At 69.2% G+C, this 12332-nt stretch carries 12 protein-coding genes; 4 read left to right on the top strand and 8 right to left on the bottom strand.

Annotated features, from left to right (window positions below):
• Nucleotides 1–73: 73 nt before the first annotated feature.
• Nucleotides 74–1060, top strand: a complete 987-nt coding sequence (locus tag RT282_RS03470; protein ID WP_313311780.1) for a LysR substrate-binding domain-containing protein — start codon at nucleotides 74–76, stop codon at nucleotides 1058–1060.
• A gap of 83 nt (nucleotides 1061–1143) precedes the next feature.
• Here RT282_RS03470 and tyrS read toward each other — a convergent pair whose 3' ends face one another.
• Nucleotides 1144–2376, bottom strand: a complete 1233-nt coding sequence (gene tyrS, locus RT282_RS03465) for a tyrosine--tRNA ligase (protein ID WP_313311779.1) — start codon at nucleotides 2374–2376, stop codon at nucleotides 1144–1146.
• Between the two features lie 205 nt (nucleotides 2377–2581).
• Between tyrS and RT282_RS03460 the strand changes: the two genes are divergently transcribed.
• Together RT282_RS03460 and RT282_RS03455 are read left to right on the top strand one after the other, a co-directional pair.
• Nucleotides 2582–3949 carry a peptidoglycan DD-metalloendopeptidase family protein gene (locus tag RT282_RS03460; protein WP_313084631.1) on the top strand — a complete coding sequence of 456 codons (1368 nt, stop codon included), beginning with the start codon at nucleotides 2582–2584 and terminating at the stop codon, nucleotides 3947–3949.
• Nucleotides 3946–5097: an anhydro-N-acetylmuramic acid kinase gene (locus tag RT282_RS03455; RefSeq protein WP_313311778.1), complete on the top strand. Its 1152-nt coding sequence runs from the start codon at nucleotides 3946–3948 to the stop codon at nucleotides 5095–5097. Before RT282_RS03460 ends, RT282_RS03455 begins: the two co-directional genes overlap by 4 nt.
• 69 nt (nucleotides 5098–5166) lie before the next feature.
• Here RT282_RS03455 and erpA read toward each other — a convergent pair whose 3' ends face one another.
• The 4 genes from erpA to RT282_RS03435 form a co-directional block, all read right to left on the bottom strand.
• The gene (erpA, locus tag RT282_RS03450) at nucleotides 5167–5541 is read right to left on the bottom strand and encodes an iron-sulfur cluster insertion protein ErpA (protein WP_312306984.1); all 375 of its coding nucleotides are present in this window, start codon (nucleotides 5539–5541) and stop codon (nucleotides 5167–5169) included.
• Between the two features lie 190 nt (nucleotides 5542–5731).
• Complete coding sequence (gene rpsI, locus RT282_RS03445) at nucleotides 5732–6124, bottom strand: 30S ribosomal protein S9 (RefSeq protein ID WP_312306985.1); 393 nt, start codon at nucleotides 6122–6124, stop codon at nucleotides 5732–5734.
• A 9-nt stretch (nucleotides 6125–6133) separates the two neighbouring features.
• Complete coding sequence (rplM, locus tag RT282_RS03440; protein WP_312306986.1) at nucleotides 6134–6562, bottom strand: 50S ribosomal protein L13; 429 nt, start codon at nucleotides 6560–6562, stop codon at nucleotides 6134–6136.
• A 170-nt stretch (nucleotides 6563–6732) separates the two neighbouring features.
• Nucleotides 6733–8619 carry a serine/threonine-protein kinase gene (locus tag RT282_RS03435; protein WP_313311777.1) on the bottom strand — a complete coding sequence of 629 codons (1887 nt, stop codon included), beginning with the start codon at nucleotides 8617–8619 and terminating at the stop codon, nucleotides 6733–6735.
• An 80-nt stretch (nucleotides 8620–8699) separates the two neighbouring features.
• Here RT282_RS03435 and RT282_RS03430 point away from each other — a divergent pair, with 80 nt between their 5' ends.
• Nucleotides 8700–9584: a 23S rRNA (adenine(2030)-N(6))-methyltransferase RlmJ gene (locus tag RT282_RS03430; RefSeq protein WP_312306988.1), complete on the top strand. Its 885-nt coding sequence runs from the start codon at nucleotides 8700–8702 to the stop codon at nucleotides 9582–9584.
• 6 nt (nucleotides 9585–9590) lie between these two features.
• Here RT282_RS03430 and RT282_RS03425 read toward each other — a convergent pair whose 3' ends face one another.
• From RT282_RS03425 to RT282_RS03415, 3 genes are all read right to left on the bottom strand, one after another.
• A complete protein-coding gene (locus RT282_RS03425; protein WP_313311776.1) occupies nucleotides 9591–10322 on the bottom strand; it encodes a septal ring lytic transglycosylase RlpA family protein in 732 nt (243 codons plus the stop codon).
• A gap of 63 nt (nucleotides 10323–10385) precedes the next feature.
• Nucleotides 10386–11231: a methylenetetrahydrofolate reductase [NAD(P)H] gene (gene metF / locus RT282_RS03420; protein WP_313311775.1), complete on the bottom strand. Its 846-nt coding sequence runs from the start codon at nucleotides 11229–11231 to the stop codon at nucleotides 10386–10388.
• Entirely contained in the window at nucleotides 11228–12235 is a 1008-nt protein-coding gene (locus tag RT282_RS03415; RefSeq protein WP_313311774.1) for a TlyA family RNA methyltransferase, read from the bottom strand. The genes metF and RT282_RS03415 overlap by 4 nt, the downstream gene beginning before the upstream one ends.
• Nucleotides 12236–12332: the final 97 nt, after the last annotated feature.

Here is a 12332-nt window from a genome sequence, read left to right as displayed (position 1 = left end):
ATGAATTGCGAAGCCCGGATAGATTCCCAGATCGCATCAATTGCCGCACCAACCACCCTGTTCAGGAACCGCCATGAGCACGCCGCCCACACCCGCCGCCGCCTTGCCCATACCTCACCTGCGCACGCGGCCCGTGGCCGTGGGGCACTGGCGCGCCTTTCTGGCCGTGGCGCGGCACCTGAACTTTCGCGCCGCGGCCGAGGAGCTGGCGCTGACGCAGTCCGCCGTCAGCCGGCAGATCCAGGCGCTGGAGGACGAGGTGGGCGTGCCGCTGTTCCTGCGCCACACGCGGGCGGTGGAGCTGACCAGTGCCGGCGGCCAGCTGCAGCGCGCCGTGGGCCCGGCGCTGGAGCGGCTGGACGCGGCCGTGCGCCAGGTGCGGCTGGCGGCGGGGCGGCGCAGCGTGGCCATCACCACCTGGGCCAGCTTTGCGTCGATGTGGCTGATCCCGCACATGGAGGAGTTCCAGCGCGACAACCCGGACATCGACATCCGCATCGATGCCAGCGACGCCATCCAGGACCTGGAGACGGCCGACGTGGACCTGGCCCTGCGTTCCAGCATTCCCGGGCATGCCGGGCCGGGTGCGCAGCGCCTGTTCGGCGAGCAGCTGGCGGTGGTGGGCAGCCCCTGGCTGCTGGGCAGCATGCCGCCCATCGCCACGCCGCAGGACGTGGCGCGCTTCACGCTGATCGAGGCCGGGGACGCGCACCGCATGCCCTACTTCGAGTGGATCACCTGGCGCCGCTGGTTCAGCCTGCATGGGCTGGAGCGGCTGCAGCCCAAGCGCTGGCTGTACTTCAACTACGCCCAGCAGATCGTGCAGGCCGCGCTGGCCGGCCAGGGCCTGGCGCTGGCGCGCATGCCGCTGATCGCCGAGATCCTGGCGCGCGGCGACCTGGTGGAGGTGCTGCCCGGCCACCGGCTGGACTCCCCCCTGGTGTACTGGCTGGTGCCGGGCCCGCGCGGCGCCCAGCGGCCGGAAGTGCAGGCGTTCTGCGCCTGGCTGCTGCTGCAGGCCGAGGCGACGCGGCGGGCGATGGGCGAGCAGGCGGGCTGAGGCGCCGCCACGCTGCCAATATGAGAGCTGCCAGCGCTTTTCCAGCAAGGGTTTGAGGCCGATTTGACCGATATTTTGGCTGGTCAGTCCAGCAGCACGCGGGCAAACTTGCGCTTGCCCACCTGCACCACGTAGCTACCGGCATCCAGCTTCAGGCCCCGGTCGCTGACGGCCGAGCCGTCCACACGCACCCCGGCGCCGTCGATCAGGCGGCTGGCTTCGCTGGTGGACGGCGCCAGGCCCGCCTGCTTCAGAACAGCCCCGATGCCCAGCGGCGCGCCGGACAGGCGCACTTCGGGGATTTCGTCGGGAATGCCGCCCTTGCTGCGGTTGTGGAAGTCCTCCTCGGCCGCATCGGCCGCGGCCGCGCTGTGAAAGCGCGTGGTGATCTCCTTGGCCAGCATGACCTTGGCGTCCTTGGGATTGCGCCCCCCCGCCACCTCGGCCTTGAGCGCCGCGATCTCAGCCAGGCTCTTGAACGACAGCAGCGTGTACCAGTCCCACATCAGCGTGTCGGAAATCGACAGCACCTTGGCGAACATGCTGTTGGCGTCCTCGGTGATGCCGATGTAGTTGTTCTTGGACTTGGACATCTTGTCCACGCCGTCCAGGCCGACCAGGAGCGGCATGGTGAGCACGCACTGCGGCTCCTGGCCCCATTCCTGCTGCAGGTGGCGGCCCATGAGCAGGTTGAACTTCTGGTCGGTGCCGCCCAGCTCCAGGTCGCTCTTCAGGGCCACCGAGTCGTAACCCTGCAGGAGCGGATAGAGGAATTCGTGCAGGCTGATGGAGCTGCCGTCCGTGAAGCGCTGGTGGAAGTCGTTGCGCTCCATCATGCGGGCCACGGTGTACTTGGCCGCCAGCTCGATCATGCCGCGTGCGCCCAGCTTGTCGCACCACTCGCTGTTGTAGCGGATCTCGGTGCGCGAAGGATCCAGCACCTTGGCCGCCTGGGTGTAGTAGGTCTCGGCATTGGCCTTGATCTGCTCGGCCGTGAGCGGCGGGCGCGTGCTGTTGCGCCCGGACGGGTCGCCGATCAACGTGGTGAAGTCACCGATCAGGAAGATCACCTGGTGGCCCAGATCCTGCAGCTGGCGCATCTTGTTGAGCACCACCGTGTGGCCCAGGTGGATGTCGGGCGCCGTGGGGTCCAGCCCCAGCTTGATGCGCAGCGGCTGGCCGGTGGCCTGCGAACGCGCCAGCTTCTGCGCCCACTCCTCCTGCGGCAGCAGTTCGTCGACGCCGCGCAGCGAAACCTCAAGCGACCGCTCGACGTCGCCGGTCAATGGAAATCTTGTAACAGCAGCTTGATTCATAAGGGTTTTTAGGGGTGTCTGCAGGACGACGCCGACTATACTTGCGGTCATTTTGCAGCGGGGGATTCTAGTGGCCTGTCCACTTTCCCGGCCTTTTGCGCCCACAGCCGCACCTTGATACCTGCATTGCTTCCCGTCTCTTCGCAGCCCTTGCCTGTGTCACCCAAGAGGCCCGGAGGCATCACAGCCTGGGGTAAGACTCTTGTTGAAAAACAACCTGACCGCCGCCTGCGTGGCACTCCTTGATTCCGTCGCACGCACGGTCCGTCAGCATCCGAAACGCATCACCGCCGCCCTGGGCGCCGTGCTGCTCACCGGCGGCGGCGGCGCCTTTGCCGTGGCCTCCCTGGCACCTGACCCGGCCCAGCTGCCCGTCAGCACCGTGCTGGAAGAGGTCGATTCCCTGGCTGAGGGCGACACGCTGGCCAGCCTGCTGGACAGCATGCCCAGCTATTCGCTGTACCGCTCCGACGTCACGCGCAGCACCGACACGGCCGAGAGCCTGCTGGAGCGCATGGGCGTGGCCGACCCGGCTGCCTCCGCTTTCTTGCGCAAGAACGACCTGGTACGTCAGAACCTGCTGGGCCGCACCGGCCGCTCGCTGACCGCCGAAACCACGGACGACCACCGCCTGCAGCGCCTGACGGCGCGCTGGGCACCGGACGACACCCCCAACTTCAAGCGCCTGGTGGTCGAGCGCGGCGCCGACGGCTCCTTCAGCTCGCGCATCGAAAGCGCCCCCCTCACGGTGGGCAGCCGCCTGGCGGGCGGGGTCATCCGCAGTTCGCTGTTCGCCGCCACCGACGCCGCCAACATCCCCGACGGCGTGGCCGTGCAGCTGGCCGACATCTTCTCCAGCAGCATCGACTTTCGCCGCTCGCTGCGCAAGGAAGACCGCTTTTCCGTGGTCTACGAAACGCTGGAGGCCGATGGCGAGCCGCTGCGCAGCGGCCGCGTGCTGAGCGCCGAGTTCCACAACAACGGCAAGACCCACGACGCGCTGTGGTTCCAGGAGTCGGCCCAGTCCAAGGGCGCCTACTACACCCTGGAAGGCGAGAGCATGCGCCGTGCCTACCTGACCTCCCCGGTGGCCTTCACGCGCATCTCCAGCGGCTTCTCCATGCGGATGCACCCCGTCCAGAAGACCTGGCGCGCGCATCTGGGCACCGACATGGCCGCCGCCACCGGCACGCCCGTGCGCACTGTGGGCGACGGCGTGGTCGAATTCGCCGGCGTGCAGAACGGCTATGGCAACGTGGTCTACGTAAACCACCGCAACCAGCACGTCACCGTGTACGCCCATCTGAGCCGCATCGACGTGCGCAAGGGCCAATCCATCGAACAGGGCGAGACCATCGGCGCCGTCGGCTCCACCGGCTGGGCCACCGGCCCCCACCTGCACTTCGAATTCCGCGTGAACGGCCAGCACCAGGACCCGATGACCATCGCCCGCCAGAGCGAGGCCGGCCAGCCCATCTCGGGCGCCGCGCGCAAGGCCTTTGATCAACTGGCCAGCAACATGCGCGTGCAACTGGCCGCCGCTTCGCAAAACCTGCAAGCCAGCGCCGAGTGAGCGGCGCGCCCAGCCCGGCACTGCCTGCCGCCGGGTGGTACGTCGGCCTGATGTCGGGCACCTCGCTCGACGGCGTGGACGGCGTGCTGGCCGAGGTGTCTGCCACTGGCTGCGCCGTGGCGCAGCACGCCGCCGTCCCGCTCGATTCCGAACTCAGAGCCGAGCTGCTCTCTCTGAACGCCCGCTACGGCGCGGACGAGCTGCACCGTGCCGCACTGGCCGCCAACGCCCTGATGCACGCCTACGCCCGCGTCGTGCATGAGCTGCTGGCACGCACCGGCCTGGCCGCCAGCGACGTGCAGGCCATCGGCGCCCATGGCCAGACGGTGCGCCACCAGCCTCAGATGCATGGCGGCACGGGATACACGCTGCAGCTGTGCAATCCCGCCCTGCTGGCCGAGCGCACCGGCATCGCCGTGGTGGCCGACTTCCGCAGCCGCGACGTGGCCGCCGGCGGCCAGGGCGCGCCGCTGGTGCCGGCCTTTCACCGCTGCGTGTTCGGCCAAACGGCCCGCGCCACCGGCGTCCTCAACCTCGGCGGCATCGCCAACCTGAGCGTGCTGCGCGCCGACGGCGCCACGCTGGGCTTTGACTGCGGCCCTGCCAACGCACTGTTGGACTACTGGTGCCAGCAACACCAGCCCGGCCGCCTGTACGACGAGGATGGTGCCTGGGCTGCCAGCGGCACGGTGCTGCCGGACCTGCTGCAGGCGCTACTGGCCGAACCGTTCTTGTCGCTGCCACCACCGCGCAGCACGGGGCGCGATTTGTTCAATTCGCCCTGGCTGCTGCAACGGCTGCAGGACGGTGGGGCCCTGCAGGCTCGGCCGCAGGATGTGCAGGCCACGCTGGCCGAGTTCACCGCCCACGCCTGTGCCCAGGACATGCTGAACCACGCTGCCGAGGCACGGCTGCTCATCGTCTGCGGCGGCGGCGCACTGAACGGGCACTTGATGCAGCGCCTGCAGGCGCTGCTGCCCGGCGTGCGGGTCGAATCCTCGGCCCGGCACGGCTTGCCGCCGCTGCAGGTGGAAGCCGCCGCCTTTGCCTGGCTGGCCCGGCAGTGCATGCATGGCCAACCTGGCAATCTGCCTGCCGTCACGGGCGCACGCGGGCCGAGGATCCTGGGCGCCATCTATCCGGCATGAAGGACCGGGCCTGTCCATGAAAAAACCGCCCGAGGGCGGTTTTTTCGTTTGGGCTGCGCGCAGCGCGCCTCAGTGGTCCGTCGGCGAGAAACTGGAGCCGCAGCCGCAGGTGGTCTCGGCGTTGGGGTTCTTGATGACGAACTGCGCGCCCTGCAGGTCTTCCTTGTAGTCGATCTCGGCACCCACCAAGTACTGGAAGCTCATGGCGTCGATGAGCAGCGACACGCCATTCTTGGTCATGGTCGTGTCGTCGTCGTTGGTGATCTCATCAAACGTGAAGCCGTACTGGAAACCGGAGCAGCCGCCGCCCTGCACGAACACACGCAGCTTCAGGTCCGGGTTGCCCTCCTCGGCGATCAGGTCGGCCACCTTGGCGGCGGCGCTGTCGGTGAAGAGGATGGGACTGGGCATTTCGGTGGTGGTGGTTTCGGCAACGGCGCTCATGAGGGGGCTCCTTGGCAGTGGTATGCGGGATGTTAAGGCAAACCCTGTGGCGCCGCAGAGGTAGTAGCGCTTGCCGCCAGGGCGTATAAGGCTTTTGCCAGAGGTGGGGGCGTAAGCCGCGGCATGCAATGCCCGCAGGCACAAAAAAACCGCCACAAGGGCGGTTTTTCGGGTTTCCAGGGCTGAAGAATCAGCGCTTGGAGAACTGCTTGGCGCGGCGTGCAGAGTGCAGACCGACCTTCTTACGCTCGACTTCGCGGGCGTCACGGGTCACGAAGCCGGCAGCGCTGAGCTGGGGCTTGAGCGTGGCGTCGTAGTCGATCAGGGCGCGGGTGATGCCGTGGCGGGCAGCGCCGGCCTGGCCGGACTCCCCACCGCCGTGCACGTTCACCTGGATGTCGAAGGTCTCGACATGGTTGGTGAGCACCAGCGGCTGCTTGGCGATCATGATGGATGTTTCGCGGCCGAAATACTGCTGAATGTCCTTGCCATTCACAGTGATCTTGCCGGAACCCTTCTTCAGAAACACGCGGGCGACGCTGGACTTGCGACGGCCGGTGCCATTGTTCCATTCACCAATCATCTCGGCTCCTTAGATATCCAGCACTTTGGGCTGCTGTGCGCTGTGCGGATGCTCGCCGCCGCCGTAGACCTTGAGCTTCTTGGCCATGGCGTAACCCAGGGGGCCCTTGGGCAGCATGCCCTTGACGGCCTTTTCCAGGGCGCGGCCGGGGTGCTTGGCCTGCAGGTCGCGGAAATTGGTGGCAGTGATGCCGCCGGGGAAGCCCGAGTGGCGGTAGTACACCTTGTCCGTGGACTTGGTACCCGTCACTTTGAGCTTGGAGGCGTTGATGACGACGATGTAATCGCCGGTGTCAACGTGAGGCGTGTAGATGGCTTTGTGCTTGCCGCGCAGACGGAGGGCCACTTCGCTGGCGACCCGACCGAGCACCTTATCGGTGGCGTCAATCACAAACCACTCGTGCACGACCTCAGCAGGCTTTGCGCTGAAGGTGGTCATGGTGAGTTTTCTCTCTAGAAAGAAGAGGGTTTGGCCGGTCCTTTTCCACGGTCGGTGCTCCTCTGATGGAAGCCTCTTAGGTGGGTGCTTAGGGCCTCGCCGCGGGACCTGAAAAACGCTGCGAAGCCCGCCATTATATAACGGCGGTCCGCAACCGGTGCCCGCTGCCGCTACTGCGGGTACAACTGTTGCTGGCGCGCTGCTTCCTCGCGCTGGCGGCGCGCCGCCACGCACACCGGGTGGCCGGCCAATGCCGACGACTGGCATTGCTCGTGGATGCACATGGGCCGGGACAGGAAACTGGCGGAAGCGCAGGCCTCCTCCGGGCCGGGCACGCGCACGGCGGGCGCCGGGCGTGAGGCTGGCGGGCGCGGTTCGGGCGGCGCTGCGACCTGCACCGGCGGCTCGGGCGCTGGCGGTGTACGGGGCGCCTCCTCCACGCGGCGTGGCGTGCGGGCGCGGGGCACCGGGGCTACGGCTGCCGGCTGGAGCGCGGCGGCGGCCTCGCTGGCAGCGGCCTCGGCCTCGCCGGCCGTCGCCTCGGCCAGGGTTGCCTCGGTCTCCGGTGCGGGCAGGGGCTGCGGCGCAGCCGGCGGCGCCAGCTCGGTGATGATTTCGCTCTCGGGCGTATAGCGCGGGCGCTGCTGGTGCTGCTGACCCCACCACCAGGCCGCGGCCAGCAGCACCAGCAGCGAGGCACCCATGGCCCACATCAGCCGGGCACGTCCTGCAGCAGCCGCGCTGCCAGGCGCGGAGCGCACGGACTCAGCCGGGCCGGTGGGCGGCGATTCTTCTGCCGCAGACCGCTGCCTGCCCGCTTTGGATTTGCGCGGCGGCGGTGGATCAAGCGCCAGGTTGCGCGTATCGGCGAACGCCGTCGGGTCCCAGTCGGCGGCCACGGTCTCGGCGAAAGCCATCGCGCTCTCGGGCTGAGCCTCCGCCTGCTCCAGCGCCGCGGGCGCGGTGTCGCGTGACAGCGGCGCCGAATAGGGCTGGGACAGCCCCGACAGGTCGATGACCTTGTTACTGGCCACGCCCTGCGCATCCTTGCTCGAAGGCTCGACCCAGACGTCGCCCAGTTCGGCGCGGAAATCGAAATGCTCCAGCCCCGCCGGGGCTTCGGTCATGGCCATTTCCTGCAGGAATTCGTCGATGGTCTGCGGCCTGTCTTCGGGCTGCAGCTGCAGGCTGTGGGCCACGGAATCGATGAAGGGGCGCGAATACTCCACGCCGAACTGCTTGCGCACGGTGCGCGCCACGCGCGAGAACGGCACCATGCGGTCGCGGATGGCACGCAGCGTGGCCGGCAGCGGGGTGTCGTTGCACAGGCAGCCGTGCACCACGGCGCCCAGCGAATACAGATCGCTCCAGGGCCCCTGCTGCAACTGCTGGCCGGCGTCGGTGTACTGCTCGATGGGAGCGTAGTTGACCTTGAGCACCGAGGTCAGCCGCTGCGAGGTGTCGCCGATGACGTGGCGCGCGGCGCCCAGGTCCAGCAGCACGGGCGGGCCCGAGTCCTGCAAAAAGATGTTGTCCGGCGAGATGTCGCGGTGCAGGGCCTGGCCCTCGTGCAGCACGCGCAGCGCGCTGGTCACCGACCACAGCAGCTTGCGCAGCCAGGCCTCGGGCGGCGGCGTGCGCATGTGGGCACGCGCCTGCTTGAGCGTCATGCCGCTGTACAGCGGCATGACCATGTAGGCCGTGTGATTGGCCTCCCAGAAACGGAACACCTTGACCAGCGAGGGATGGTCGAACTGCGCCAGCAGGCGGGCCTCGCCCACGAAGGACGCCAGGCCCGCCTGATAGGACTGTTCGTCCGAGGACGAGCGCACCCACAGCGACTGCCCGTCGGCGCGGCCAGCCAGGGCGGCCGGCATGTATTCCTTGATGGCCACGAAGCGCAGCAGCGAATGGTCGAACGCCTGGTAGACCATGCCGAAGCCGCCCACGCCCAGCAGCGCCAGCACCTCGAACTCGCCCAGCCGCGTGCCCGGCGGCAGGGCGTCGACATGGTGGGCGACGCTGGCGGGGGTGGCTTGGGCAGGAGGGGCGGACATGGATGCGGTGCGGGTGGCTGGGCTCGGCAGCGGTGCATTGTGCGTCATCGCGGACGCGGCGCCCTGGTTACCATCGCCGCATGTTTAGTTATCGCCACGCCTTCCACGCAGGCAACCACGCCGACGTGCTCAAGCACACGGTGCTCATCGCCACCTTGCAGCATCTGTTGCTCAAGGAGGCCGCGCTCATGGTGCTGGACACCCACGCCGGCGCCGGCCTGTACCGCCTGGACGGCGACTACGCCAGCACCAGCGGCGAGAGCGCCGACGGCATCGCCCGGCTGCTGGCCGCGCCCGGCCCGCTGGCGCCGGCGCTGCAGGCGTATGTGGACACCGTGCGCGCCTTCAACCAGGGCCCCCAGGCGCGGGTCTACCCCGGCTCGCCCTTCATCGCCCAGCGCCTGCTGCGCACGCACGACCGCCTGAAGCTGTTCGAGTTGCACCCCAGCGACGCCCGTGCGCTGGAGCGCAACGTGGAGCAGCTCGAAGCCGGCCGCCAGGTGGCGGTGCTGCGCGAGGACGGCTTCGAGGGCGCCCGCAAGCTCTTGCCCCCACCGGCCCGCAGGGCGCTTGTGCTGTGCGACCCCAGCTATGAAATCAAGAGCGACTACGGCCGCGTGCAGGACATGCTGCAGGACGCCTTGAAGCGCTTTGCCACCGGCGCCTACGCCATCTGGTACCCCATCATTCCGCGCCCGGAGGCGCACGATCTGCCGCGCCGCCTGAAGGCCCTGGCCACCAAGGCCGGCAAGCCCTGGCTGCACGCCACGCTGACGGTGAAGGGCAGCAAGCTGGCGCCGCCGGCGGCCGGCGACAGCCGCCGCCCCGGGCTGCCGGCCAGCGGCATGTTCGTGGTCAATCCGCCCTATACCCTGCAGGCTGCCCTGCGCGAGGCGCTGCCCCAGATGGCCGAGCTGCTGGCGCAGGACCGGCACGCCGGCCACACGCTGGAAGCCGGCGGCTGACGCCGCCTAGCGCTTGCGCGGCTTGCGCCGTGCCTTGGGCTTCTGGACGGCCTTGGCGGGCTTGGCGGCCTTGGTGGGCGGCGCAAGCTGCAGGGCCTCGTCGGCCGCAGCCGCGTCCAGCCCCAGGCTGGAGCCTTCCACCTGCGTCTCCAGGTCCTCGGGACAGTTGTCGCTGCCCTCGTCCAGGCGCCACAGCTGCACCGGCTTGATGCCCAGGCCGACCATGCCCAGCTCCTCGGCGGCGGCGCGGCTCAGGTCGATGACGCGGCCGCGCACGAAGGGCCCGCGGTCGTTGATGCGCACCATGACGGTGCGGCCGTTGACCAGGCTGCGCACGCACAGGCGCGCGCCAAAGGGCAGACTGCGGTGCGCGGCCGTCAGCTCCTCGCGGTCATAACGCTCGCCGTTGGCGGTCCGCCGCCCGTGCAGGCTGTCGGCATACCAGGACGCCTGGCCGCTGCCCAGCAGCACCGGAGGTTCAGTGGTCGCAGGCTCGGGCGGCAGGCGCAGACCGGGCGGACCGGAAGTTTCCGCCGGGCCACGCTCGGGCTTGATGCGCAGCGCCGGCTCCGCCCTGCTGGGCGGCGCCCGCGGCGCAATGCTGGGGGTGGATGCCGGGGCTGTGGCCTCTGGCGCCGCAGCGACAGGCTCTGGCGGCGCAGCCGGCGGCGCGGCGCAGCCGGCAATCACGGCGGCAGTGGCCACGGCCCAGAGCAGTCGCAGGGAGAGTGGATGCATGGAGATGGCATTCATGCGTTGCGCAAGCAAGGCACTTTAGCCGCCCCGGCCCCACGCGCTGTTTCAGAGCTTGAGGCGCTCGCAGATGGCCAGCGTGGCCGCGCTCTGGTTCATGGTGTAGAAGTGCAGGCCCGGCGCGCCGGCGCGCAGCAGCTGCTCGCACAGCTGGGTGACCACGTCCAGGCCAAAGGCGCGGATGCTGGCCACGTCGTCGCCATAGCCCTGCAGACGCAGCCGGATCCAGCGCGGAATTTCGGCGCCGCAGGCGTCGGAAAAGCGCAGCAGCTGACTGGCTCCGGTGATCGGCATGATGCCCGGCACCACCGGCACGTCCAGCCCCAGCCGGCGCGTGTCCTGCACGAAGCGCTGGTAGGCGTCGGCGTTGAAGAAGTACTGGGTGATGGCCGAGTCGGCGCCGGCGCGCACCTTGGCGGCGAAGGCCTGCAGGTCGGCCTCGGCGCTGCGCGCCTGGGGGTGGACCTCGGGGTAGGCCGCCACCTCGATGTGGAAGTCCTTGCCCGTCTCGGCGCGGATGAAGGCCACCAGGTCGCTGGCATAGTGGAATTCGCCGCCCACACCGTAGCCGCTGGGCAGGTCGCCGCGCAGGGCGACCAGACGCTTGACGCCCATGGCCTTGAGCTGTGCCAGCTGCGCGCGCACGCTGTCCCGCGTGGCGCCGATGCACGAGAAGTGCGAGGCCGCATCCACGCCCTCGGCCAGGATCTCGCGCACGGCGGCGAAGGTGCCCTCCTGCGTGGAGCCGCCGGCGCCGTAGGTGACGGAGCAAAACTGCGGCGCGCGCGCATACAGCTGCTGGCGCACGCCGCGCAGCTTCTCGGCGCCCTCGGGCATCTTGGGCGGGAAGAATTCGAAGCTGATGGGCAGCAGCGTTGCGGTCGTCGTGCTCATGCGGCGCTCCGGAGGTCGGCGTGGATGAAGAATTCGCGGTTGCCGTCGCCGCCTTCGATGGGGCTGTCCAGCCAGGCGCGCACGCGCAGGCCCAGTTGCTCGCAGGCGGCGCGCAGGCGCTCCTCGACCTGGGCGTACAGGCTGGCGTCGCGCACGATGCCGCCCTTGCCGACCTGGCCGGGCTGCAGCTCGAACTGGGGCTTGACCAGCATCAGCAGCTGACCACCCGGCTGCAGCAGCGGCACCAAGGCCGGCAGCACCAGGGTCAGCGAGATGAAGGACACGTCGCCCGTGATGAACGGGAAGGCAGGCGTGATGTCCACCTGCTCGCGCCCGGCGCGGCGGCGGCGCACGGTGGGCAGGCTGCCGGCGGCGCGGGCCTGGGCGCGGGCGGCGCGCTCGGCCTTGAAGGCCTCGACCTCGTGCTCCTTGGCGTCGGCACTGTCGTCGTACTCGTCGTCCACCAAGCCGCCGTTGCGCATCCAGGCGTAGGGGGCCTGGGGCTGGGTGTCGTTGTCTTCGGGCTCGGCGTCGATGCGCTCGGACAGGGCTTCCTCGCAGGCCTCCTGCAGCGCCTCGGGCGTGAGGTGGCGGGCGTTCACGCCCTCCACGCCGACCACGCGGGCGTCGGCCTGCAGTCGCTCGTGCAGCTGGCCCTGGCCCACGTCCACGCCGATGACCTGCGCCGCGCCGTGCGCCAACAGGCAGTCGGTGAAACCGCCCGTGCCCTGACCCACGTCCAGGCAGCGCAGGCCGGCCACGTCGATGCCGGCGGCAGCCAGCGCGCCTTCGAGCTTCAGGCCGCCGCGCGAGAGGTACTTGGCCTCGGCCGCGTCCAGCAGCTGCACCTGGGCGCCGGGCGGGATGTCGTCGCCGTTCTTGCCCACCTTCTGCCACGGCAGCGTGGCCGCCAGGCGCCATTGCACGCCCGCGGCGATCAGCCGCTGGGCCTGCGAGCGGGTGGCCGCATGGCCGCCCTCCACCAAAAACACGTCCGCGCGCATCGCGCCTTCCTCTCTCTTTTTGATAGCTGCTGGCGCTTGCCACAAGCCGTTTTCAGATGATTTTCATATTGAAAACGGCACAAAACAAGCGCTAGCA

This window comes from Pulveribacter sp., from assembly GCF_032079985.1.
Classification (GTDB): domain Bacteria; phylum Pseudomonadota; class Gammaproteobacteria; order Burkholderiales; family Burkholderiaceae_C; genus Melaminivora.
Note: the sequence above shows the minus strand (reverse complement) of the source record. Positions and strands in the feature narration are given on the sequence as shown.